A 23,152-nucleotide genomic window follows, 5' to 3' on the forward strand; every position below is an offset into this window, starting at 1 on the left:
ATCTTCAACGCACCGCCACACCGTCTCCATGCACACTTGCAGACAGTTTGCGCGAATCCGGCCTGACAGTTGGCGGACAGCCGTTACAGCAGCCGGTAGTCGTCCGTACGGGGCGTGCGTTCCATCACGGCGAACAGCGCCGGCGGTGGCGCGGCAACTTTGCGCTCGGCAAGGTCGAACCACGCGCACATGCTGGTGATTTCCGCACACAGGTCGCCCGCTTCATTGCGGATGCGGTTGACCATGATGAAACGCGAACCGCGCTCGTTGCGGCCGGCGGTCTCCACGCTCACGGTAAAGGCATCCATGAGGCGCAGTTCCTTGCGGTAGCTGACACGGTCTTCAAATACCACCGGCCCGAGCTTGTGCTGCGCGAAGGCCTTCGGGCCAAAGCCCTGCTCGGTCAGAAAACGAAACCGGCTGTGCGACGCGTAGTCGATGTAGCGCGTGTTTTTGAGGTGCTGGTTGCCGTCCAGGTCAGCCCACAGCACCTGATACGTATAGATCGACATGGACGGCTCCGATGCGGTGTGGGATTGGCTCACTTGCGATAGTCGTACACGCCGCGGCCGGTCTTGCGGCCCAGGTAGCCGGCGGCCACCATTTCGCGCATCAGCATGGCCGGGCGGTATTTCGGATCACCGAATTCGGTGTACAGCACTTCCATCACGGCCAGCATGGTGTCCAGGCCGATCATGTCGGCCAGCGCCAGCGGCCCGATCGGGTGATTGCAGCCGAGCTTCATGCCTTCGTCGATCTCCTCCGGCGAAGCCAGACCCTCGCCCAGCACGCAGAACGCCTCGTTGATCATCGGACACAGGATCCGGTTGACGACAAAGCCCGGGCTGTTCTTGACCGTGATGGGCGTCTTGCCGAGCTGCTTGGCCAGCGCTTCCACCGCCGCATGCGTGGCATCGCTCGTCTGCAGACCGCGAATGACTTCCACCAGCGCCATCATCGGCACCGGGTTGAAGAAATGCATGCCGATGAAGCGGCTGGCGTCGTGCAGCACGGCGGCCAGCTTGGTGATCGAGATGGACGACGTGTTCGACGCCACGATCGCGTGCGGCGCAGCGACCGCCTCGAGCTGCTTGAGGATCTTCACCTTCAGGTCGAAGTTCTCGGTGGCGGCCTCGATGACGAGGTCGGCGCGCTTGAGGTCGTCATAGCTGGTCGAGCCATGGATGCGTGCCAGCGCGGCGGCCTTGTCGGCTTCGGTCAGCTTTTCCTTCTTGATGAGGCGGTCCAGGCTGCCGGCCACGGTGGCAATGCCTTTCTGCACGGCGGCATCGCTGATATCCACCATCACCACATCCAGCCCGACCACGGCGCACGCTTGCGCAATGCCGTTGCCCATTGTTCCGGCACCGACGATGCCGACGACTTGAATTGCCATGAACTGCTCCTCGGTTGGTATTGCTTGGTATTGGAATGGAAGACGGGATGAAACAGATTGCAGAGGATAAACGACGCGGCGACGGGCAGAAAAGCCTCGCTGACGCTCCCGTCACATTTCACCGGTTCGCCGTATGATGGCCGGCGTCGCGCCCCCCTTTCACCCCAGGCGCCAGGACGCTGCAAATGGACCGCTTTCTCAGTATCGAAGCCTTCGTGCGCGTGGCAGAAACGCGCAGCTTTGCCGAAGCCGCCCGCCAGTTGGGCGTGACCAACTCGGTGGTCACCAACCGCGTGCAGCAGTTGGAGCGCTTTATCGAAGCGCCGCTGTTTCACCGCAGCACGCGGCACGTGCGCTTGTCCGAAGTGGGCGAGACCTACTACAAGCAATGCGCCGAAGCCGTCTGCATGCTGACGGATCTCACCGACCAGATGCGCGGCCTGCGCGCCACGCCGGCCGGCAAGCTGCGCATCCGCATGCTGCCCGGATACGCGCTCAGCCACTTTGCCGAACCGCTGGCCCGGTTCGGTGCGCAGTACCCCGATATCCAGCTCGACGTGGTGGTGGACGACAGCGTGGTCGACCCCATTGCCGACGGGTTCGACGTGGTGTTCCAGATCTTCCCGCCCATCAACGATTCGCTGATCGAGCGGCGCCTGTTCGCGCTGCGGCGCATGTTCTGTGCCACGCCAGCGTACGTGGAAGAGTACGGCCTGCCGCAGCAGCCGGCCGACCTGCTGCAGCATTCACTGGCGCTGTATTCCGGTTATCCGACACGCAAGCGCTGGGAGTTCTCGCGCAACGGCGAAACGCTCCCCGCGATGGACCTGCCCGAGCGGGTGCGCTCCAACTCCGTGCATCTGCTGCGCGACTACGCCCTGACCAGCGCCGGCATCGCCTGCCTGCCAACGCTCGTCATCAGCGACGACCTGGTCGCCGGCCGCCTCGTGCCCGTGCTGGCCGATTACGACCTGACACCGCTGCATTTCTCGGCCGTGTATCCGGCGACGCAGCGGCAGGCGGTCAAGGTGTGTGCGCTCATCGATTGCCTTGCCAGCCACCATGCCGGCGAGCTGGCTTGGGACAGACCGCTGCTCGAGCGCGGCTGGATCCGCTGACGTTGCTGAGGGCCACGCGGCCCGAATTCCACGACCGGCGCCCTCGGCCCGCGCGCGGATCCAGGGTACCGGCGGAGTGTTTCCGAACGTCGCGACGATTGTTCGGCAATCCCAAAAACTGCACTCGCCAATTCAGCCGTTCCACCCCGAACGCAACTTCCTATCATGGTTGGGCCGTTGATCGCGCCGCGTCGATGCGACGACAGGTCTGCAGCATCCCCTCTCGTAGTTCCCCATCGGAAACTGGATACGGCCATGAATCCCAAGCTGGAAGTCCTTACCCCGCAGAACTGTCAATTGATCTTCATCGACCACCAGCCGCAAATGGCCTTCGGCGTGCAATCGATCGATCGTCAGGTCCTGAAGAACAACACCGTTGGCCTTGCCAAGGCCGCCAAAATCTTCAACATCCCCACCACCATTACGACCGTCGAGTCGCAGAGCTTTTCGGGCTACACCTATCCGGAGCTGCTCGATGTGTTTCCGGATCAGCCACTGCTCGAACGCACCTCGATGAACTCCTGGGACGACCAGAAGGTGCGCGATGCCCTGGCAAAGAACAACCGCAAGAAGGTGGTCGTCTCGGGTCTGTGGACGGAGGTGTGCAACTGCACCTTCGCGCTGTCGGCCATGCACGATGCCGACTACGAGATCTACATGGTCGCCGACGCTTCGGGCGGCACATCGAAAGACGCGCACGACTACGCCATGCAGCGCATGGTCCAGGCCGGCGTGGTGCCCGTGACGTGGCAACAGGTGCTGCTCGAATGGCAGCGTGACTGGGCCCACCGCGACACGTACGACGCCGTCATGAAGCTGGTGAAGGAGCACTCCGGCGCCTACGGCATGGGCGTGGACTACGCCTACACGATGGTGCACAAGGCCCCGCAACGCACCGCGACGCCGCACGAGGCGCTGGCTGCCGTGGCTGCCAACTGACCGCGCCGCCGACCATAAAAGAAGACGCTGTTCCGGCCGGGCGACGCATGTGCAACCGCATGCGTCGCCCAGTCGCCCCTTCAACGCCCCCCTCTCTCATTCCCATGCAAACGATTACCACCCAAGACGGTACGCGCATCTTTTACGAGGACTGGGGCAGCGGCAAGCCCGTCGTCTTCTCGCAGGGCTGGCCGCACAACGCCGACGCGTGGGACGCGCAGATGCTGGTCTTCGTGCAGAAGGGCGTTCTGGAGCCCTCCTCGTGAAGCCCTATCTCATCTCCATTGCCGTCGGCATGCTGGTTGGCGTCATCTATGCACTGCTGCACGTCCGCTCACCGGCGCCACCGGCCATCGCGCTGGTCGGGCTGCTCGGCATGCTGATCGGCGAACAGATCGTGCCGGCCGCGCAGCGCCTGCTGGCCGGGGAGCCGATCACCATGGCGTGGTTCCGGCACGAATGCGTGCCGAAGATCACCGGCGCGCCGCCTCAAGTGCCGAGCCAAGCGCCGCCCCAGGCGTCCCCCACGGACCTGGCCGCCACCGGCGAATCCGGCAGCGCCACGCCGCGCAATCCGAGCTGATGCCATGACACGCCTGTCGCTCGAACCCTCGCACGCTGCCGCGCCCGCCGGCACCGCGGCGAATGTTGCCCTGCATGCCGGCCTGCTGTTCCTGCGCGTCACCGGCAGCGCCCTGCTGATCGCCGTGCATGGGCTGCCCAAGGTGCTGCACTACAGCCAGGAACTGACGCGCATTGAAGACCCATTCCACATGGGCGCCGCACCCACGCTGCTGCTCGCCATCCTGTCGGAAACACTGTGTCCGCTGCTGATTGCGCTTGGCGTGCTGACGCGCCTGGCGTGTCTGCCCATCATCGCCACGTTGCTGGTGGCCATGCTGGTGGTGCATCCGGACTGGTCGCTTGCCGATGGACAGTTCGGCTGGATGCTGCTGATCATCTTCACCACCGTCCTGATTGCCGGACCCGGACGCTTTTCGATCTATCCCAAATACTGACGCAATGACCGCCGACCTCATCCTGCACAACGGCCGCATCCACACGGTCGACCGCGAACGCCCCACCGCCAGCGCCGTTGCCGTGCGTGAGGGCCGCTTCGTTGCCGTGGGCGACGATGCCACCGTGATGGCCCAGCGCGGCGCTGCCACCCAGGTCATCGACCTGCGCGGGCGCACCGTCATTCCCGGCCTGAACGATTCACACCTGCACTTGATCCGGGGCGGGCTGAACTACAACCTCGAGCTGCGCTGGGAAGGCGTGCCCTCCCTGGCCGACGCGATGCGCATGCTCAAGGAGCAGGCTGCGCGCACGCCGTCGCCGCAATGGGTGCGCGTGGTGGGCGGCTGGTCGGAATTCCAGTTTGCCGAGCGCCGCATGCCGACGCTCGAAGAGCTGAACCAGGCCGCGCCCGATACGCCCGTGTTCGTGCTGCACCTGTATGACCGCGCGCTGCTCAACCGCGCGGCGCTGCGCCAGGTCGGCTACACCAAGGACACGCCGAACCCGCCCGGCGGCGAGATCCAGCGCGACGCATCCGGCGAGCCCACTGGCATGCTGATCGCCAGGCCCAACGCGATGATCCTGTACGCGACGCTCGCCAAGGGGCCGAAGCTGCCGCCCGAATACCAGGTCAACTCCACGCGCCAGTTCATGCGCGAGCTGAACCGCCTGGGCGTGACGAGCGCCATCGACGCGGGCGGCGGCTTCCAGAACTACCCGGAAGACTACGAGGTCATCCGCGAGCTGTCGGCGCAGAACCAGCTCACCATCCGCATCGCCTACAACCTCTTCACGCAGAAGCCGAAAGAAGAGCTGGCCGACTTCAAGAACTGGACCGGCAGCCTGCAATACCGCCAGGGCGATGACTTCTTCCGCCACAACGGCGCGGGCGAGATGCTGGTCTTCTCCGCCGCTGATTTCGAAGACTTCCTGCAACCGCGCCCCGACCTGCCCGAGACGATGGAGCAGGAGCTGGAAACCGTGGTGCGCCACCTCGTCGCGCAGCGCTGGCCGTTCCGGCTGCACGCCACTTACGACGAATCGATTTCGCGCATGCTCGATGTGTTCGAGCGCGTGAACCGCGACATTCCCTTCAACGGCCTGCCGTGGTTCTTCGATCATGCCGAGACGATTTCGCCGAAGAACATCGAGCGCGTGCGCGCGCTCGGGGGCGGCATCGCCATCCAGGACCGCATGGCCTTCCAGGGCGAATACTTTGTCGACCGCTACGGCGCAGCCGCTGCCGAACAGACGCCGCCCATCAAGCGCATGCTGGCCGAAGGCGTGCCCGTGGGCGCCGGCACCGACGCCACGCGCGTGTCGAGCTACAACCCGTGGACGTCGCTGTACTGGCTGGCGAGCGGGCGCACCGTGGGCGGCATGGCGCTGTATCCGGAAGGGCTGCCGCGCGAGGTGGCGCTCGAGCTGTACACGCACGGCAGCGCGTGGTTCTCCGCAGATCAGGGCAACAAGGGGCAGATCAAGGTGGGGCAACTCGCTGATCTGGCGGCGTTGTCGGCGGATTTCTTCAGCGTGCCCGAGGCCGATATCAAGACCATCGAATCGGTGCTGACGGTGGTGGGCGGCCGCATCGTCTACGGCGCCGCCGAGTTTGCCGAATTCGGCCCGCCGCCGATTCCAGTGCTGCCGGAGTGGTCGCCCGTGGCGCGCGTGCCGGGGCACTGGCGGCCGGCTGCGCCCATGCAGCAGCAGGTGCATCAGTGCGTCGGTTCGTGTTCGGTGCACGGCCACGCCCACCAGAAAGCGCGCACGGCTAATGTGCCGACCACCGACTTCCGCGGCTTCTGGGGCGCCTTCGGGTGTTCGTGCTTTGCCTTCTGAAGCGGCGACGGCGGCAACGGCCACACCAGCGTCAGCGCGTTTCCTGATCGCACAGGGAACGCTGCTGGCGTTCGTCGCGGGTTATGTGGATGTGGTCGGCTTCGCGGCGTTGTTCGGACTGTTCACCGCGCATGTCACCGGCAACTTCGTGATGATCGGCCTGGAACTGGCGGGCTCCGGCCAAGGCGTGCTTGCCAAGCTGCTGGCGCTGCCCATGTTCGTGATGGCCGTGGCGGCGACCAAACTCGCCGTGACGGCGCTCGCGCGGCGCGGTGTGGCGCCGCTGCGGCCGCTGCTGCTTGTGCAGGCTGTTCTGCTGCTGGCCTTCATGGCGGCGGGCCTGCTGGCGCTGCCGATTCAGTCGCCCGATGCACCGGCCACCATCGTTGTCGGGCTGATCGGCGTCGCGGCGATGGGCGTGCAGAACGCCAAGGCGCGCATCGTGCTGTCGGAACACGCCCCCACGACGATCATGACGGGCAACACCACGCAGATCGTGATCGACGTGGTGGAGCTGCTGTCGCCGGGCGCTACGCAGAAGGACGTTGCGCGCACGCGGTTGCGCAAGATGGTGCCGCCGCTTGCCGGCTTTGCCATCGGGGCGGTGCTGGGGGCGCTGGCGTTTGCGACGCTATCGTTCTGGTGCGTGTTGCCGCCCGTGGGGATTCTGGTGGGCCTGGCGATCCTGCAACGCTAGGCCACCGCCCGGTCAGAGCTTGACGCGGCGGAAGAGCGTCGAGAAATCGATCGACTCCACCTGCCGGGGCTCCAGCTCCAGCGCAGCGATGTATTCACCCAGGTGTTCGCCCATCAGCCGCGCGGCACGCTCGCCCTCGCGGCGCTCCACCGCATCGAGAATGGCCAGGTGTTCGTCGTGGCCGCAGCTCGGCCGTGCGGGAGACTCATAAAGCCCGATCAGCAGCGAGGTGCGCGCCACCAGCGTGCGCAGCATCGCCGTGATGATGGGGTTGCCGTTGGCCTCGGCAAGCTGGATGTGGAAATCGCCCGACAGGCGGATCCACTCACGCCAGTTGCCCGATTCCCGGCTGGCATGTTCTGCCGCGGCCAGCGCGCGCAATTCGGCGAGTTGAGCCGCGGTGGCGTGCTGGGCCAGCTCCCGCACCGAGCCGGTTTCCAGAATCAGCCGCGCCCCAAAGACCTGTCGCGCTTCCGCCGCGTCGTGCACGGCGATGATCGCGCCGCGATTGGGCTGCAGCTCCACCACGCCCTCATGCGCCAGCTTCACCAGCACCCGGCGCAATGTCCCCCGCGTAATCCCAAAAGCCTTGCATAGCTGTGCCTCGACCAGGCGCGTGCCCGGCGGCAGCTTCTGCTCAAGGATCGCCTCGTACACCGCATCGGAAATGCGGGCGTCGATTTCGGCGTTGTTGCGGCGGGGCCGGGAGATCGGAGGGGTCGTAGGCGCTGGCATCTCGCCATTCTAATCGAGCAAACCGCGCTTGGATTGTGCACAACCCTGATGCCAATCCGGACGACCTTGGTGCGACATCCTCAAGAAATCTCCCCGCCTCCCACAAGGTTTTGCACCAGAAGCAGGCGAAAACCTGGGATTTTGCATGGCACGGTTACTGCATAGAGGACCTCCGTGATTGTGCACAATCCAAACGAAGCTTGTACTCAACATAGAACGCAATGCCGGGAGCGGCCACGCGGTCGCGCCAATTCATTTAGGGGGATCACCTGTCATGAGCACCACCACCAAGCTGGGCGCTGCCGCCCTGGCATTCGGGCTGTCTGGCGTCGCTGCGGCGCAGTCGAGCGTGACGCTGTCGGGCGTCATCGATACCGGCGTGAGCTGGACCAACCATGCCGGCAACGGCTCGCAAAGCCTGACCGGCGTGTCGGACAGCATTCTCGGTGTGTCCAACTTCGGCCTGAGCGGCAAGGAAGACCTCGGTGGCGGCCTGAAGGCGCTGTTCAACCTGCAGGCGGGTTTCAACCCGAGCAACGGGCGCATGTCGTCCAACGGGACGCTGTTCTCGCGCAATTCGTATGTCGGGCTGAGTTCGTCGTCGGGCACGCTCACGGCCGGCAAGCAATGGAACTTCAACGACGACTGGCTGGTGGGCAGCGTCTTCAAGGGCGGCTACAACTCGGGCTCGATCTTCAAGTTCAGCGAGTTCGACGCCGTCAGCGAGATCTACAACAACACGGTCAAGTACGTGTCGCCCGACCTGGGCGGGGCGCAGTTCGGCGCGATGTACGGCTTTGGCGAAGCTGCGGGCTCGATCTCGCAGGGTTCGCTGTTCAACCTGGCGGGGCGCTATAGCGCCGGCCCGCTGTACCTGGCCGCCAGCTACGACCAGGAGCGCGATGGCAGCGGCACCGGCTCGCTCTACAAGCTGATCACCGTGGGCGGCAGCTACACAATTGGCGCGACCAAGCTGCGGCTGGGCGCGGCGCGCGCCGATGTGGGCGGCACGGGCGCGTTCCAGTCGATTCCCAGCATGTCGGCGCGCAAGGCCTACGCCGTGGAAGGCGGCGTCGACTACGCCTTCACCACGGCCTTTACCGGCTCGGCCGATGTGCTGTACCGCCGTAACACGACGCTGTCGAACAGCTCGATGGTCTACCGGCTGCTGGGCCTCTACAGCCTGTCGAAGCGCACCACGCTGGTGGCCAACGTGGCGTATCTGAAAAACTCGTCGAGCGCGACGGAAGCGCTGGTCAACACCACATCGGGCGCCATCGGCGGCGGTGTGCCGGGCACAAGCCAGACCTCGGTGGCGCTGGGCGTGCGTCACACCTTCTGACCCGCGCGAAGCCGGTCGCGCCACCTGCCCCGGTATGTGGCGCGGCTGCCCGCAGATGCGGCCATACGCACCAGAACGACGCATGCCCGGCCCGCGCGCCGTGAAATTGCCGCGCGCAGACAGGCATACCTATTGCACCAACCCGACATGACCCGCGCCCCCACCGCTCCCGCTGCCGTCGCTGCTTCCGCTGCCGACTCCCTCGAACTCGTTGCGCTGACCAAGCGTTACGCGCAAGACGCCGTGGCGGTCGATGCCATCAATCTGCGCGTGCCCGCCGGCAGCTATTGCTGCCTGCTGGGCCCGTCGGGCTGCGGCAAATCGTCAACGCTGCGCATGATTGCCGGCCACGAGCATGTGAGTGACGGCGACATCCTGCTGGGCCACCGCAACATCACCAACCTGCCGGCGGCGTCGCGCGGCACGGCCATGATGTTCCAGAGCTACGCGCTGTTTCCGCATTTGAGCGCGCTCGACAACGTGGCCTTCAGCCTGAAGATGCGCGGCATCAACACTCGCGAACGCCGCCAACGCGCGCAGGCGTTGCTCGAACGCGTGGCGATGGGCCACCTGGCGCAGCGCCGGCCGGGCGAGTTGTCGGGCGGCCAGCAGCAACGCGTGGCGCTGGCACGTGCGCTGATCATGGAGCCGCGCGTGCTGCTGCTGGACGAACCGCTCTCTGCGCTGGACCCGTTCCTGCGCACGCAGATGCGCGCCGAGCTGCGGCGCTGGCAGCAGGAGCTGGGGTTGACGTTCGTGCATGTCACGCACTCGCAGGAAGAAGCGATGGCGCTGGCCGACCAGATGGTGGTGATGAACCACGGCCGCATCGAACAGGCCGGCAGCCCGCGCGAGATCTACAACCAGCCGGCCAGCGCGTTCGTTGCCACCTTCATCGGCGGACACAACCTGCTGGAAGACGCGCATGGGCCCGTGGCGGTGCGCATCGATCGCATGGCCCTGCACGCCGATGAGGCCACCGCCGGAGACCGCCCGCGCGTGCAAGGCCGCATCTGCGACATCGAATACCAGGGCACGCACGTGCTGGTGAGCGTGGAAGGCGTGGCGCTCTCGCCCTCGCAACGCGTGACGGTGAGCCTGCCAGAGACCGACGCCGCCATCGCGCGCCTGGCGCTGCATCAACCCATCTGGGCTTCGTGGGATGCCGCGCAGGCGCACCGTCTGCCGGCCCGCTCCGCCGCCTGACACCCGAGACCCGACATTCCAATCCGCAGCCTGACGGCTTCAGGCGCTGCCTTCACCTTCACATCAGGGGTTGCAACATGTCTGACGATTCCAACGACTTCAAGGCCGGCCGCCGCACCGCACTCAAGGGCGTGGCCGCCATCCTGGCCACCGGCGTCGTACCCGCGATCCACGCGCAAGAAAAGCTGACGCTGCGCTACCTCGGCACGGCGGTCAACCAGGACAAGCTGATCGCCGAAAAATTCGAAGCCGACACCGGCATCCGCGTGCAGTACGTGGCCGTCACCACCGACGAGATCACCAAGCGCGCCGTGACCGCTCCGAGCAGCTTCGACCTGATCGACACGGAGTATTTCTCGCTCAAGAAGATCGTGCCGACCGGCAACCTGCTGGGCATCGACGCGCGGCGCATCAAGAACGCCGACAAGATCACGTCGCTGTTCACGAAGGGCGAGGTGGCCGGCAAGAAGGTGGGCGACCAGGGCACCGCGCCCAAGAAGGTCATGTACCTGCCGGGCCCCAATGCGACCACGTTCGCGACCTCGCCCACGCAGTTCATGACGCTGATCCCGACCGTGTACAACGCGGACACGCTGGGCATTCGCCCCGATCTCATCAAGCGCCCCATCAACTCGTGGGCCGAGCTGCTGAACCCCGAGTTCAAGGGGCGCGCGTCGATCCTGAACATTCCGTCGATCGGCATCATGGACGCGGCGATGGTGGTGGAAGCCAAGGGCCTGCACAAGTACGCCGACAAGGGCAACATGACCCGCGCCGAAATCGACCTGACCATCAAGACGCTGATCGAAGCCAAGAAGGCCGGCCAGTTCCGCGCGCTGTGGAAGGACTTCAACGAAAGCGTGAATCTGATGTCCTCGGGCGAGGTGGTGATCCAGTCGATGTGGAGCCCGGCGGTGACGGCCGTGCGCAGCAAGGGCATCGACTGCACGTTCCAGCCGCTGAAGGAAGGCTATCGCGCGTGGGCTGCCGGCTTCGGCATTCCGAAGACGGTGTCGGGCAAGAAGCTCGATGCGGCATATGAATTCATCAACTGGTTCCTCGACGGCTGGGCCGGTGCGTACCTGAACCGCCAGGGCTACTACAGCGCCGTGCTCGAAACAGCCAAGGCCAAGATGGAGCCGTACGAGTGGGCCTACTGGATGGAAGGCAAGCCCGCCGCCAAAGACATCAAGAGCCCGCACGGCGATGTGCTTGCCAAGGCCGGCAGCGTGCGCGACGGCGGCAGCTACGAACAGCGCATGGGCGGCATCGCCTGCTGGAACGCGGTCATGGACGAGAACGAGTACATGGTCCGCAAGTGGAACGAGTTCGTCGCCGCCTGATCATGACGACCACAGCACCGTCCACATCGTCCGAACCGTCGGCAGCGTCGGCGCCGGCCAACGACGCACCCGCTGCCGCCCGGCGCCCGGTCGGTCCGGGCCTGCAGGCGCTGCCGTTTGCGGCGGTGTTCGTGGTGTTCTTCCTCATCCCGCTCGGGCTGGTCGCGATGGTCAGCTTCTGGGATTTCAACGAGTACGCGCTGCTGCCGACCTTCACCTTGCGCAACTACGCCAAGCTGTGGGAAGGCTGCGGCCACCTCAATGAATACGGCGATCTGTGCGTGACCGCGTCGACGTATCTGTCGACGCTGCGCTTTGCGTTGGGCACCTGGGCGCTCACGCTGGTGCTGGGTTTTGCGCTGGCGTACTTCCTCGCGTTCCACGTGCGCTCGGCTGCCATGCAGACGCTGCTGTTCGTGATCTGCACGGTGCCGTTCTGGACGTCCAACGTGATCCGCATGATTTCCTGGATTCCGCTGCTGGGCCGCAACGGCCTCGTCAACCAGACGCTGCAGGCCATGCACCTGATCGACCAGCCACAGGACTGGCTGCTGTATTCGAACTTCTCGGTGCTGCTGGCGTACGTGCACCTCTACACCATGTTCATGATCGTGCCGATCTTCAATTCGATGATGCGCATCGACCGCGCGTTGCTCGAAGCCGCGCGCGATGCGGGCGCCACCGCGTGGCAGACGCTCTGGCATGTGATCGTGCCGCTGTCGCGCAGCGGCATCCTGATCGGCTCCATCTTCATCCTGACCATCGTGATGGGCGATTTCGTCACCGTCGGCGTGATGGGCGGCCAGCAGATTGCCTCGGTCGGCAAGATGATCCAGGTGCAGACGTCGTACCTGCAATTTCCGCTGGCCGCCGCCAATGCCGTGGTGCTGCTGCTGACGGTGCTGATGATCATCTGGGGTCTGACCCGCGTGGTCGACATCCGCAAGGAGCTTTGACATGCAAGCGCGCTTTCGTGAACCACGCGCCCCCGGCTTCTGGCCGCTGGCATGCCTCTTCGCGCTGTTTGTGCTGTTCCTGTACGGGCCGATGCTGACGATCTTCGCACTCAGCTTCCAGGGCCCGGACGGCGGGCTGACGTTCCCGATGAACGGGCTGTCGCTGCACTGGTATCGCCAGCTGGCCGAGGGGCTGGGCGTGGTGGATATCGGCGCGGCGTTCCGGCGCTCGCTCGCACTCGGCGCGGTGGTGATGGCGCTGACCATGGGGCTCTCGCTGCTGGCCGCGCTGGCGTTTCGCAAGCGGCTGCGCGGCGGCGGTGTGCTGTTCTATGTGACGGTGGCCAGCCTGATCATGCCGTCCATCGTGGTGTCGCTCGGCATCGGCCTGCAGTTCCGGCTGATCGACTCGGGCCTCAAGGCGCTGCTCACCGCGTTGGGCATGAGCGATCAGGCCGACAGCTTTGGATCGTCGCTCGGCCTGTGGACCTCCGCCCTCGGTGCGCACCTCACGTGGACGCTGCCGTTCGGCCTGCTCATCATGTTCGCCGTCTTCAACCGCTTCAACCCGGCCTACGAAGAAGCCGCGCGCGACCTGGGCGCCACGCCGTGGCAGACCTTCCGCCACGTCGTGCTGCCGCTGATTGCGCCGTCGCTCATCGGCGTGGGCATGTTCGGTTTCACGCTGAGCTGGGACGAGATCGCGCGCACCTCGCAGGCGATTGGCGATGTCAACACGCTGCCGCTCGAGCTGCAAGGCTTGACCACCACCGTCACGACGCCGTCCATCTACGCGCTGGGCACGCTCACCACCGTGGTGTCGTTCGTGGTGATGGGGCTGACGATGCTGGCCATTGTTCGACTGCGCCGCCGCCAGAGCGCCGGGCGTGTCGACTGAACGCGTGCCAATGACCATCGCTACCGAATCCTCCCGCCCGCGCCGGCTGCTGTTGATCAACCCCAACACCACAAGCGCGCTCACACAGACCATCACACGCTTCGTGCAGGCCGCATTGCCCAGCGATGTTGTTGTGGAATCCGTCACCGCCCGATTTGGCGCGCCGTATATCGCCACCGAAGTCGGCTACGCGGTGGCCGCGCACGCCGCGCTCGACGCATGGACGCGGGCGGAGCAGCCAGCCATCGACGCCGCCATCATCGGCTGCTTTGGCGACCCGGGGCTCTTCGCGCTGCGCGAGGTGGCGCCGTGCCCCGTCACCGGCCTGGCGGAAGCCGCGTTGATGGAAGCGGCAACGTACGGCAGTTGCGCGGTCATCACGGGCGGCCACGCGTGGGGTCCGATCCTGGAGCGCTTGCTGCCCACGCTGGAGGGCGGCCACACCGTGCGCGACATCCATACCGTCGAACTCGACGGGGCCGCGCTATACGCCGCGCCGGATGCGGCAGAACAGATCTTGATCGGCGCCTGCACGACCGTCCTGCGGCGCCAGCCCGTGGATGCGATCGTGCTGGGCGGCGCCGGGCTGGCGGGCCTCGCGCAGAAGCTGCAAGCCCACGTTCCCGTACCGCTCATCGACAGCGTGACAGCAGCCGCGCGCCAGGTATGGCATGCCCAGCGCGGCGGGCATGGCGCGCTGCCGGCGTGGATTGCGCCCGCCACGCACGCTTGAACGGGGTGCGGGCTACATGTTGCGCCGGTACTGCCCGCCCACCTCGAACAGCGCATGCGTGACCTGCCCGAGCGAGCAGACGCGCACCGCATCCATCAGCACGGCAAACACGTTCTGATCGTCAATCACCGCGCGCTGCAGGCGCTGCAGCATGGCGGGCGCTTCCCGGGCATGCCGCGCATGAAACGCTTCCAGGCGCGCGAGTTGGCTCTGCTTCTCTTCCTCGCTGGACCGTGCCAGTTCGATGTGCGGCGGCACCACGCTCTCGGCGTCGGGGTTGCGGAACGTATTCACACCGATGATCGGCAGCGAGCCATCGTGCTTGCGCTGCTCATACAGCATCGACTCTTCCTGGATCTTGCCGCGCTGGTAGCCGGTTTCCATCGCCCCCAGCACACCGCCGCGCTCGGCAATGCGTTCGAACTCCTGCAGCACGGCTTCTTCCACGAGGTCCGTCAGCTCGTCAATGATGAAGCTGCCCTGGTTCGGGTTCTCGCACTTGGCCAGGCCCCACTCGCGGTTGATGATGAGCTGGATGGCCAGGGCGCGCCGCACCGATTCGGCCGTCGGCGTGGTGATCGCCTCGTCGTAGGCATTCGTGTGCAGGCTGTTGCAGTTGTCGTAGATGGCGATCAGCGCCTGCAGCGTCGTGCGGATATCGTTGAAGGCAATCTCCTGCGCGTGCAATGACCGGCCCGACGTCTGCACGTGGTACTTCAGCTTCTGGCTGCGCTCGTTCGCGCCGTACTTGTCTCGCAGGGTGACCGCCCAGATGCGGCGCGCGACGCGGCCGAGCACGCTGTATTCCGGGTCCATGCCGTTGGAAAAGAAGAACGACAGGTTCGGCGCAAAGTCATCGATGTGCATGCCGCGCGCGAGATACGCCTCCACATACGTGAAACCGTTGGCCAGCGTGAAGGCGAGTTGCGAGATCGGGTTCGCGCCCGCCTCGGCGATGTGGTAGCCCGAGATCGACACCGAGTAGAAATTGCGCACCTGGTGGTGCACGAAATATTCCTGGATATCGCCCATCACCTTGAGCGAAAACTCCGTCGAGAAGATGCAGGTGTTCTGCCCTTGGTCTTCCTTCAGGATGTCGGCCTGCACCGTGCCGCGCACGTTCTGCAGCACCCACGCGCGAATCTTTGCCTCTTCGTCCTGCGTCGGCTCTCGCCCATTGTCGGCGCGGAATTTGTCGAGGTTCTGGTCGATGGCGGTATTCATGAACATCGCCAGGATCGTCGGCGCCGGGCCGTTGATCGTCATGGACACCGACGTGTTCGGGCTCGTGAGGTCAAAGCCGTCGTACAGCACCTTCATGTCGTCAAGCGTGGCGATCGACACCCCTGAGTTCCCGATCTTGCCGTAGATGTCCGGGCGCACGGCCGGGTCTTCGCCGTAGAGCGTGACGGAGTCGAACGCGGTGGAGAGCCGCTTGGCCTCCATGCCTTCCGAGACGAGCTTGAAGCGACGGTTGGTGCGGAAGGCATCGCCCTCGCCCGCGAACATGCGCGTCGGGTCTTCGTTTTCGCGCTTGAAGGCGAACACGCCGGCGGTGTACGGAAAGCTGCCCGGCACGTTCTCGCGCATCAGCCAGCGCAGCACTTCGCCGTCGTCTTCGTACGGCGGCAGCACGACCTTGCGGATGGTGGTGCCCGAGAGCGTGGTGTGCGTGAGCTGCGTGCGGATTTCCTTGTCGCGAATCTTGACGACGTATTCGTCGCCGGAATACGCGCGGCGCAGGTCGGGCCACATGGCGAGCAGCTTGCGCTCGGCGGCACCGAGCTGCGCGTCGCGCTCGGCCGCCTGCTTGTCGAGCGCCGACAGCGTCTGCACGGTGGCGCCCGCTTGCTCCAGCATGCGATGGCTGGCACGCAACTGCTGGCGCTCGCGCGCGAGGCGGCTTTGCGCGTCGACGCGGCGGTGGTAGCCGCGCACGGTGTCGGCCACTTCGGCCAGGTAGCGGGCGCGCGCCGGCGGCACGATGGCGTCGTGGCTCGTGGAGCATTTGCCGGCTGGGCGCGGAAGCGTGCGGCTCGACAGCGCCATGCCGCGCTCGGCCAGCCGATCGGCCAGCGCGTGGTACAGCGCCGTCACGCCGTCGTCGTTGAAGTGCGAGGCCTGCGTGCCGAACACCGGCATGTCTTCGGGGCGGGCGTGCCATTGCTCACGGTTGCGCTGCACCTGCTTGGCGACGTCGCGCCAGGCGTCCTGCGCGCCCTTTCGGTCGAACTTGTTGATCGCCACCAGATCGGCAAAGTCGAGCATGTCGATCTTCTCCAGCTGGCTGGCGGCGCCAAACTCGGGCGTCATCACATACAGCGACAGATCGACATGCGGCACGATGGCCGCGTCGCCCTGCCCGATGCCGGAGGTCTCGACGATGACGAGATCGAACCCGCCCGCGCGGCAGGCGGCAATCACATCGGGCAGCGCGTCGGAAATCTCGCGACTCGCCTCGCGCGTGGCCAGCGAGCGCACGAAGATGTTCGGATGATTGATCGCGTTCATGCGAATGCGATCGCCCAGCAGGGCACCGCCCGACTTGCGCCGCGACGGATCGATCGAGATGACGGCGACGCGCAGCGTGTCCTTCTGGTCGAGCCGGAAGCGGCGGATCAGCTCGTCGGTGAGCGACGACTTGCCTGCGCCGCCCGTGCCCGTGATGCCGACCACCGGCGTCGGCGTGGCTGCTGCAGCCCCGCGTACGGCGTCGCGCAATGCCGGATCGATGCGGCCCGATTCCAGTGCCGTGATCAGCTGCGCGAGGGCGCGGCGGTCGCCGTTGGCGACGGGCTCCAGCGTGGCAGGCGCATAGACGGAAAGATCGATGTCGCAGCGCTGCACCATGTCGGCAATCATGCCGGCCAGGCCCATGCGCTGACCGTCTTCGGGGCTGTAGATGCGGGCGACGCCGTAGTCCTGCAGTTCTCGGATCTCCGCCGGCACGATCACGCCGCCGCCGCCACCGAACACCTGGATGTGCTCGCCGCCGCGGGCGCGCAGTGCGTCGATCATGTACTTGAAGTATTCGACGTGGCCGCCCTGGTAGCTGGACACCGCGATGCCCTGCACGTCTTCCTGCAACGCCGCGTTGACCACCTCGTCCACCGAGCGGTTGTGCCCGAGGTGGATGACCTCGCAGCCCATCGACTGCAGGATGCGCCGCATGATGTTGATCGACGCGTCATGCCCGTCGAACAACGATGCGGCCGTCACGAAACGCACCTTGTTGCGCACCGGCGCGGCTGCGCTGGCAGGCGTGGGATCGGCCGCGCGGGCAGCGGAAAGATCGGTCATGTCTCCACCTTCGATAAGTGGGGCGCCGGCGCTGGATGTGTTGTGCGGCGCACAAGGCGACGCGTGCCGGTCGGCGGGTCGAACAGACAGTATTTTCGGGGTTGGCGCGGTCGTCAACGGGCCGCACGGGCGATCACCTGTTGAGCCCTCCGCGCAAATAGGCACGTCGCCACCCGGGCCGGTTTGCGCAAATCGCGGACGACCGGAACGGTCCGATCTCGGTGCAACACCCAGCTTGCACACAATCGATACAACTCGTTAGAGTCGGCTTTTGGTCGGAAACGGGTCCGGCCACAGGGGGAACGTCCAATGCCAAGCCGCGCAACGACGATGCGCTGGTGTCTGATTGCCTTGCTGGCGTGGTCCGGCCACGCCCTGGCGTGGGACTACACGCCCGGCGCCATCCCGGGGCTGATCAGCGTGCTTGGCTTCCTGACGGTGCAATCGCAGGCGCTCGACCGCGCCATCCAGCGCTTTCCCGGCCAGCGTGAAGAGCTGATCCGCGCCCGTACCCAGTTCGACAACACCTTCCCGCAGGCGCTGGTCCGCACACGCCGCCTGATCGCCGGCATTCCGCTCTCCGACGACGAGCGCCAACTGCTGATCGAGCGTGCACTCGACGTCCACCAGCCGAGCGTGGGCATTTCCACGCAGACGCCGCAGACCGCCCACTCGCTGGCCGAACGCGTGGTGGCGCGCGCGCAAGGCAGCCAAGACCGCGCCACGCTGCAAACGCTGCTGGCGGTGGTCTACGACGACCGGCCCGCCGAAGAGCTGAGCAGCCGCTTTACGCAGGCCGTGACGTTGTCTGACTGGCCGAACGCGCGCGGCGCGAGCGTCAACCTGCGGCTGCCGTTCTCGTGGGAACGCGTGCCGCCCACGCCGCCGCGCAAACCCGACCCGGCGCGCGTGGCGATCGGCGCGTGGGCCAACCAGGGCGGCTCGGGGCTCTCGCGCATGGAACTGATCGTGCGCCCCACCGAAGGCGACCTTGAAGCCGTGCCCGACAACCGCGAACCGCGCTGGATGCGCGATGCCGTCAAGCAAGCAGTGGCGGGACCCTGCCGGCTGCTGGGCTGGGGCACGCAATCGTTCGGCGGGCGCAGCGGCGTGTGGGCCAGCTACATCGGCGAATCGCCCGGGCCGCATCCCCCGCGCGCGACCGGCAACACGCTGGTCGGCCGCGTCTTCATGGTGCCGACCGACGGCGCGCTGCTGATGCTGCACATGCAGTCTCCCGCCACGTCGCCCGAGCAGGCCAGCGCCGTGCGGCTGCGGTACGAGCCGCTGTGGAACGGCGTGGCGACATCGTTCAGCGTGTCAGGCGCCAAGCCGTAACACCCCCCACGCCGTACGCACCACGACGGCGCATCCCCCCTCCTGCCGCACCAATTCAAAGCAGAGACGCACCGATTTCGAGCCACCCGCAGCGAGCAGTGCGAAGGCGATGTCCTTCGCACGGCCCTGGTGCGCCATGCCACCTTTTTGCACACCGTTGGAACAACTTTTGCATCTGTCGGCGCTTTTTGCGTCATTTATGGGCACACGCTGCACCCGGATGACGCTGACCCTCAACCCGCACGACAACCGCAATGAACTCCATCAAAACCGGGGGCGACGCGCTCTTCATCCTGCTGGGCGCGATCATGGTGCTGGCCATGCATGCCGGCTTCGCGTTCCTTGAGCTGGGCACCGTCCGCAAGAAGAACCAGGTCAATGCGCTGGTCAAGATCCTGGTCGACTTTGCCGTGTCGACCATCGCGTACTTCTTCATCGGCTATTCGATCGCGTACGGGGTCAATTTCTTTACCGGCGCCGACGTGCTCGCCCAGCAGAACGGCTACGAGCTGGTGAAGTTCTTCTTCCTGCTGACGTTCGCGGCCGCCATCCCGGCCATCATCTCCGGCGGCATTGCAGAGCGTTCGCGCTTCGAGCCGCAACTGGCGGCGACCTTCGTGCTGGTGGGCTTCGTCTACCCGTTCTTTGAAGGCATCGCCTGGAACCAGCGCTTCGGCATCCAGCACTGGCTGCAGAGCGTGACAGGCGCAGAGTTCCACGACTTTGCCGGCTCGGTGGTCGTGCACGCGGTGGGCGGCTGGATCGCGCTGCCGGCGGTGCTGCTGCTGGGCGCGCGCCACGGCCGCTACAAGGACGACGGCCGCATCGCCGCGCATCCGCCGTCGAACATCCCGTTCCTGGCGGCCGGCGCCTGGGTGCTGGCGGTCGGCTGGTTCGGCTTCAACGTGATGAGCGCGCAGACGCTCGACAAGATGAGCGGCCTGGTTGCCATCAACTCGCTGATGGCGATGGTGGGCGGCACGCTCACCGCGTGGTGGATGGGCAAGAACGACCCGGGCTTTTCGTACAACGGGCCGCTGGCCGGCTTGGTGGCCGTGTGCGCCGGTTCCGACGTGATGCACCCGCTCGGCGCACTGGCCGTCGGCGGCATTGCAGGCGTGCTGTTTGTCTGGATGTTTACGCGCGTGCAGAACGTCTGGCGCATCGACGACGTGCTCGGTGTGTGGCCGCTGCACGGCCTGTGCGGCGCCTGGGGCGGCATCGCGGCCGGCATCTTCGGTTTGAAGGCGCTCGGCGGCCTGGGCGGCGTGTCGTTCTGGGCGCAGGTGGCGGGCACGGCCGGCGGCATCGCCATTGCGCTGATCGGCGGCACGGTGGTGTACGGCACGCTGCGCAAGCTCGTCGGGCTGCGGCTGGACCGCGAGGCCGAATTCATGGGCGCCGACCTGGCCATCCACCGCGTCTCGTCCACGCCGGAATCGGAAACGCACTGGTAAGCAGGCGCCGGCAGTCAGGAGAAGGCGCGCGCGGCGCTTGCTACAGTGAAAGCGTCTTCCCTCGCCCAACTGCAGGAGTGCCGCATGCCCGATATCGATCCGAATCACCCCATCACCGTCGAGTCGAACCCGCGCCGCGTCACGGTGACGCTCAACGGCTTCACCATCGCCAGCACGCACCTGGCGCGCACGCTGCGCGAGGCGTCGTACCCGCCGGTGCAGTACATCCCGCGCGACGATGTGCAGATGAACCTGCTGGAGCGCACGCAGCATCACACCCATTGCCCATACAAGGGCGATGCGTCGTACTACACGATCGTGGCCGGCGATGTGCGCGCCGACAACGCCGTCTGGACGTACGAACAGCCCAAGCCCGTCGCACGAGAAGTGGCGGGCTATCTGGCGTTCTATCCGAACAAGGTGACGATCCAGGAGGAGTGAGGGCGCAGACGCAGCTGACATGCCGCCGTCATGCCGCTGTCATGCAAGCGGTGCACGATGCGCGTGTTCCTCTTCTCACGGAGCCTCTTTCCGTGAAAGTTCCGAGACCCGGCGCAGACGATCTGTGGCCGGGTATTTTTTTGGGCGAGTGCCGGTGCTATTCTCGGCGGCACCATGCTGGACTTCCGCACTTACGGCCTCGCCGCGCCCCCGCACTCGCACGACTTCATGCAGGTCGTGATGCCCGCACGCGGCATCCTCGAGATGGATGTCGACGGCCGCAGCGGCCGTGTCGACATGCACCACGCCGCGCTCATTCCGGCGGGCGCCACGCACGCGTTTGAAGCCACCGGCGCCAACCGCTTCATCGTCTTCGACATCCCCGGGCAAACCGCAGATGCGCCCAGCCTGGGCGGCCTCGCCGACCGCGTGTTCTTTCCGCTCACGCCGGGCCTGCGGGCACTGACGACATGGCTCCAGGACGCGCCCGTCGTCGACGCCGCGCTGGCCACTGCGTGGTCGTCACTCGCGCTGGCAACGCTGGCCGCGCATCCGGCCAATCAATCCACGCAGATCCGCGCACGCCCCGATGCGCGTGCGGAGCGCGCCTGGCACGCCATCGAGCACCGCTACGCGGAGCCGCTTACCGTCGATGCGCTGGCCGCAGAAGCGGGCGTCAGTGCGCGTCGCCTCGCCACGCTGTTCCGTGCCGCCTACGGCACCACGCTGCATGCGCATCTGGCTGCGGTACGGCTGCGGCATGCATTGACGCTGCTGGAAAGCACCGCCCTGCCGATCGCCGAGGTTGCCGCACGCACCGGCTACTACGACCAAAGCGCCCTCACGCGCCACCTCAAGGCCACGCACGGCATCACGCCCGCCGCGGTGCGCCGCTAGCCCGGGCCCTTTCCGTTTTTGCCAAAGCGCAGCCGTCTTCGCCAAGACGTGCGGCACGCGCACGCGCAGAGTGCCGGTTCGATTGATCTTTTCGGACAGGCGCTCCATGGCTGTTGGCGACACCTCCTCTGCAACGCAGCTGCATCACGGTCAGCACGACGCGCGGCGCGACCACCTCACGGGCATCGGCTACGGCGTCGCGGCCGGCGCGCTGTGGGGCGTCATCTTCGTCGCGCCGAAAATGCTGCCGCAGTTTTCACCGCTGGCGCTGTCGGCCGCGCGGTACGTGCTGTACGGCGTGCTCTCGCTCGCGCTGGCGCTGCCGGTGTGGCGCACGCTGTGGCGCAAAACGACCGGGCGCGACTGGGCGGCGCTGCTGCTGTTATCGCTGCCCGGCAACATCCTGTACTACCTGTGCGTGGCGGGCGGCGTGCAGCGCGCGGGCGTGGCGCCGGTCTCGCTCATCGTCGGGCTGTTGCCCGTGACGGTCACACTGGCCGGCGCGGCCGAACGCGGCAGCCTGCCGTTGCGGCAACTTGCCGTGCCGCTGCTGATGGCCGTGGCCGGCGTGGTGTGCATTTACCTCGATGCGCCCGACGTGCATTCGAGTGCCAGCGGCAGAACCTATTTCATCGGGCTGTTGATGGCAGCGGGCGCGCTGGCCTGCTGGACCGTGTATGCGGTGTGCAATGCGCGGTACCTGCGCGCGCGGCCGCAGTTCACGAGCCGCGAATGGTCGCTGTTGACGGGCGTCGCGACCGGGGTGCTGTCACTGGCGCTGGCCGTGCCGGCGTTCTTGCTGCCCGGCATGGCGACGGCGTCTGCGCAGCCCGCATCGGCGTGGGCGATGTTCTGGCTGGTGAATATGGGCGTGGCGCTCGGGGCGTCTGTGCTCGGGAACAGCCTGTGGAATGCAGCCAGCCGCAAGTTGCCGTTAACGCTGTCGGGGCAGTTGATCGTGTTTGAGACGGTGTTTGCGTTGGTGTATGGGTTTGTTTATGAGGGTCGGTTGCCGCATGGGTTGGAGGTGGCGGCGGGGGTTTTGTTGGTGAGTGGGGTGGGGTTGGCGGCGAGGCGACATGGGTAGGTTTTTTTGGGGTTGTTTTTTGCCTTGGTGGTCCATCCCTTGTTTCATCCCCTGCCGGGGCTGACTCACTTTCTTTGGTCTTGCCCAAAGAAAGTAAGCAAAGAAATGCGCGCCCGAGATGGCGACCCATCCCTTGAATTTGCGTAACCGGGCGGAGGTGGGGAAAACTCGCTTCGCTCAGACAGTTCCCCACCTTTTTTCCGCCCGCTTACGCAAATTCAAGGCGCCATCAAGGGCAGGAAAGTCAAAGGCCAAACCATCTCAACGCAAGCCCAAACGACAAGGCCAACCGCGCGATGGGTTGGCCTTTCTCTTTTGACGTTGAGCCCTTGATGGCGCCTTGGATTTTTGTTGCGGGGAGGAAAAAGAGGGGAGGCTGTCTGAGCGCAGCGAGTTTGCCTCCCCTC

Annotated in this window: 21 protein-coding genes and 1 pseudogene; 18 read left to right on the forward strand and 4 right to left on the reverse strand. The window is 66.0% G+C overall.

Features of this window, described 5'->3' with window-relative positions:
* Window positions 1-83: 83 nt before the first annotated feature.
* The gene (locus A6M56_RS15365; protein WP_027678466.1) at window positions 84-512 is read right to left on the reverse strand and encodes an acyl-CoA thioesterase; all 429 of its coding nucleotides are present in this window, start codon (window positions 510-512) and stop codon (window positions 84-86) included.
* Window positions 513-541: 29 nt separating this feature from the next.
* On the reverse strand, window positions 542-1,396 hold the full coding sequence (locus A6M56_RS15370; protein WP_102080655.1) for a 3-hydroxybutyryl-CoA dehydrogenase: 855 nt from the start codon (window positions 1,394-1,396) through the stop codon (window positions 542-544).
* 185 nt (window positions 1,397-1,581) lie between these two features.
* Here A6M56_RS15370 and A6M56_RS15375 point away from each other — a divergent pair, with 185 nt between their 5' ends.
* The 7 genes and pseudogenes from A6M56_RS15375 to A6M56_RS15405 all read left to right on the forward strand — a co-directional run bounded on the left by A6M56_RS15375 (window position 1,582) and on the right by A6M56_RS15405 (window position 7,012).
* Window positions 1,582-2,514 (forward strand): LysR family transcriptional regulator, encoded by a 933-nt coding sequence (locus A6M56_RS15375; protein WP_045785586.1) that lies wholly within the window; start codon window positions 1,582-1,584, stop codon window positions 2,512-2,514.
* A gap of 255 nt (window positions 2,515-2,769) precedes the next feature.
* Window positions 2,770-3,453 (forward strand): hydrolase, encoded by a 684-nt coding sequence (locus A6M56_RS15380; protein WP_027678469.1) that lies wholly within the window; start codon window positions 2,770-2,772, stop codon window positions 3,451-3,453.
* Between the two features lie 104 nt (window positions 3,454-3,557).
* A pseudogene (locus A6M56_RS15385) lies at window positions 3,558-3,698 on the forward strand (alpha/beta fold hydrolase); the annotation flags it as partial.
* Window positions 3,699-3,715: 17 nt separating this feature from the next.
* Window positions 3,716-4,036: a XapX domain-containing protein gene (locus A6M56_RS15390; RefSeq protein WP_045785585.1), complete on the forward strand. Its 321-nt coding sequence runs from the start codon at window positions 3,716-3,718 to the stop codon at window positions 4,034-4,036.
* 4 nt (window positions 4,037-4,040) lie between these two features.
* Window positions 4,041-4,472 (forward strand): DoxX family protein, encoded by a 432-nt coding sequence (locus A6M56_RS15395; RefSeq protein WP_045785584.1) that lies wholly within the window; start codon window positions 4,041-4,043, stop codon window positions 4,470-4,472.
* Window positions 4,473-4,476: 4 nt separating this feature from the next.
* On the forward strand, window positions 4,477-6,315 hold the full coding sequence (locus A6M56_RS15400; protein ID WP_062738706.1) for an amidohydrolase: 1,839 nt from the start codon (window positions 4,477-4,479) through the stop codon (window positions 6,313-6,315).
* Window positions 6,305-7,012, forward strand: a complete 708-nt coding sequence (locus A6M56_RS15405; protein WP_045785582.1) for a YoaK family protein — start codon at window positions 6,305-6,307, stop codon at window positions 7,010-7,012. The genes A6M56_RS15400 and A6M56_RS15405 overlap by 11 nt, the downstream gene beginning before the upstream one ends.
* A gap of 12 nt (window positions 7,013-7,024) precedes the next feature.
* On the opposite strand, the gene A6M56_RS15410 is transcribed toward A6M56_RS15405, so the two are convergent.
* A complete protein-coding gene (locus A6M56_RS15410) occupies window positions 7,025-7,747 on the reverse strand; it encodes a GntR family transcriptional regulator (RefSeq protein ID WP_045785581.1) in 723 nt (240 codons plus the stop codon).
* A gap of 274 nt (window positions 7,748-8,021) precedes the next feature.
* Between A6M56_RS15410 and A6M56_RS15415 the strand changes: the two genes are divergently transcribed.
* From A6M56_RS15415 to A6M56_RS15440, 6 genes are all read left to right on the forward strand, one after another.
* Window positions 8,022-9,089 (forward strand): porin, encoded by a 1,068-nt coding sequence (locus A6M56_RS15415; protein WP_062738709.1) that lies wholly within the window; start codon window positions 8,022-8,024, stop codon window positions 9,087-9,089.
* Between the two features lie 147 nt (window positions 9,090-9,236).
* Window positions 9,237-10,295, forward strand: a complete 1,059-nt coding sequence (locus A6M56_RS15420) for an ABC transporter ATP-binding protein (RefSeq protein ID WP_102080654.1) — start codon at window positions 9,237-9,239, stop codon at window positions 10,293-10,295.
* A gap of 77 nt (window positions 10,296-10,372) precedes the next feature.
* Window positions 10,373-11,638, forward strand: a complete 1,266-nt coding sequence (locus A6M56_RS15425) for an ABC transporter substrate-binding protein (RefSeq protein ID WP_102080653.1) — start codon at window positions 10,373-10,375, stop codon at window positions 11,636-11,638.
* A gap of 2 nt (window positions 11,639-11,640) precedes the next feature.
* The gene (locus tag A6M56_RS15430; RefSeq protein ID WP_102080652.1) at window positions 11,641-12,594 is read left to right on the forward strand and encodes an ABC transporter permease; all 954 of its coding nucleotides are present in this window, start codon (window positions 11,641-11,643) and stop codon (window positions 12,592-12,594) included.
* Between the two features lies 1 nt (window position 12,595).
* Complete coding sequence (locus A6M56_RS15435) at window positions 12,596-13,492, forward strand: ABC transporter permease (RefSeq protein WP_102080651.1); 897 nt, start codon at window positions 12,596-12,598, stop codon at window positions 13,490-13,492.
* 10 nt (window positions 13,493-13,502) lie between these two features.
* Window positions 13,503-14,225: an aspartate/glutamate racemase family protein gene (locus tag A6M56_RS15440; RefSeq protein WP_102080650.1), complete on the forward strand. Its 723-nt coding sequence runs from the start codon at window positions 13,503-13,505 to the stop codon at window positions 14,223-14,225.
* Window positions 14,226-14,237: 12 nt separating this feature from the next.
* Here A6M56_RS15440 and icmF read toward each other — a convergent pair whose 3' ends face one another.
* Complete coding sequence (gene icmF / locus A6M56_RS15445) at window positions 14,238-17,525, reverse strand: fused isobutyryl-CoA mutase/GTPase IcmF (protein WP_102080649.1); 3,288 nt, start codon at window positions 17,523-17,525, stop codon at window positions 14,238-14,240.
* Between the two features lie 309 nt (window positions 17,526-17,834).
* Here icmF and A6M56_RS15450 point away from each other — a divergent pair, with 309 nt between their 5' ends.
* From A6M56_RS15450 to A6M56_RS15470, 5 genes are all read left to right on the forward strand, one after another.
* The gene (locus tag A6M56_RS15450) at window positions 17,835-18,863 is read left to right on the forward strand and encodes a hypothetical protein (RefSeq protein ID WP_102080648.1); all 1,029 of its coding nucleotides are present in this window, start codon (window positions 17,835-17,837) and stop codon (window positions 18,861-18,863) included.
* Window positions 18,864-19,117: 254 nt separating this feature from the next.
* Window positions 19,118-20,320, forward strand: a complete 1,203-nt coding sequence (locus A6M56_RS15455; RefSeq protein ID WP_027678482.1) for an ammonium transporter — start codon at window positions 19,118-19,120, stop codon at window positions 20,318-20,320.
* 84 nt (window positions 20,321-20,404) lie between these two features.
* Entirely contained in the window at window positions 20,405-20,761 is a 357-nt protein-coding gene (locus A6M56_RS15460; protein WP_012760922.1) for a DUF427 domain-containing protein, read from the forward strand.
* 174 nt (window positions 20,762-20,935) lie between these two features.
* Window positions 20,936-21,658, forward strand: a complete 723-nt coding sequence (locus A6M56_RS15465) for an AraC family transcriptional regulator (protein WP_045785573.1) — start codon at window positions 20,936-20,938, stop codon at window positions 21,656-21,658.
* Between the two features lie 106 nt (window positions 21,659-21,764).
* Window positions 21,765-22,745, forward strand: coding sequence for a DMT family transporter (locus A6M56_RS15470; protein WP_045785572.1), 981 nt, complete (start codon window positions 21,765-21,767; stop codon window positions 22,743-22,745).
* Window positions 22,746-23,152 lie beyond the last annotated feature (407 nt).

Origin of the sequence: Ralstonia sp. RL (genome assembly GCF_001683835.1) — a bacterium.
Taxonomy (GTDB): domain Bacteria; phylum Pseudomonadota; class Gammaproteobacteria; order Burkholderiales; family Burkholderiaceae; genus Ralstonia; species Ralstonia mannitolilytica.

Coding starts and splice junctions, on each gene's coding strand:
- A6M56_RS15365 (WP_027678466.1), bottom strand. CDS start 512: ATGTCGATCTATACGTATCAGGTGCTGTGGGCTGACCTGGACGGCAAC.
- A6M56_RS15370 (WP_102080655.1), bottom strand. CDS start 1,396: ATGGCAATTCAAGTCGTCGGCATCGTCGGTGCCGGAACAATGGGCAAC.
- A6M56_RS15375 (WP_045785586.1), top strand. CDS start 1,582: ATGGACCGCTTTCTCAGTATCGAAGCCTTCGTGCGCGTGGCAGAAACG.
- A6M56_RS15380 (WP_027678469.1), top strand. CDS start 2,770: ATGAATCCCAAGCTGGAAGTCCTTACCCCGCAGAACTGTCAATTGATC.
- A6M56_RS15395 (WP_045785584.1), top strand. CDS start 4,041: ATGACACGCCTGTCGCTCGAACCCTCGCACGCTGCCGCGCCCGCCGGC.
- A6M56_RS15400 (WP_062738706.1), top strand. CDS start 4,477: ATGACCGCCGACCTCATCCTGCACAACGGCCGCATCCACACGGTCGAC.
- A6M56_RS15410 (WP_045785581.1), bottom strand. CDS start 7,747: ATGCCAGCGCCTACGACCCCTCCGATCTCCCGGCCCCGCCGCAACAAC.
- A6M56_RS15415 (WP_062738709.1), top strand. CDS start 8,022: ATGAGCACCACCACCAAGCTGGGCGCTGCCGCCCTGGCATTCGGGCTG.
- A6M56_RS15420 (WP_102080654.1), top strand. CDS start 9,237: ATGACCCGCGCCCCCACCGCTCCCGCTGCCGTCGCTGCTTCCGCTGCC.
- A6M56_RS15425 (WP_102080653.1), top strand. CDS start 10,373: ATGTCTGACGATTCCAACGACTTCAAGGCCGGCCGCCGCACCGCACTC.
- A6M56_RS15430 (WP_102080652.1), top strand. CDS start 11,641: ATGACGACCACAGCACCGTCCACATCGTCCGAACCGTCGGCAGCGTCG.
- A6M56_RS15435 (WP_102080651.1), top strand. CDS start 12,596: ATGCAAGCGCGCTTTCGTGAACCACGCGCCCCCGGCTTCTGGCCGCTG.
- A6M56_RS15440 (WP_102080650.1), top strand. CDS start 13,503: ATGACCATCGCTACCGAATCCTCCCGCCCGCGCCGGCTGCTGTTGATC.
- icmF (WP_102080649.1), bottom strand. CDS start 17,525: ATGACCGATCTTTCCGCTGCCCGCGCGGCCGATCCCACGCCTGCCAGC.
- A6M56_RS15450 (WP_102080648.1), top strand. CDS start 17,835: ATGCCAAGCCGCGCAACGACGATGCGCTGGTGTCTGATTGCCTTGCTG.
- A6M56_RS15455 (WP_027678482.1), top strand. CDS start 19,118: ATGAACTCCATCAAAACCGGGGGCGACGCGCTCTTCATCCTGCTGGGC.
- A6M56_RS15460 (WP_012760922.1), top strand. CDS start 20,405: ATGCCCGATATCGATCCGAATCACCCCATCACCGTCGAGTCGAACCCG.
- A6M56_RS15465 (WP_045785573.1), top strand. CDS start 20,936: ATGCTGGACTTCCGCACTTACGGCCTCGCCGCGCCCCCGCACTCGCAC.
- A6M56_RS15470 (WP_045785572.1), top strand. CDS start 21,765: ATGGCTGTTGGCGACACCTCCTCTGCAACGCAGCTGCATCACGGTCAG.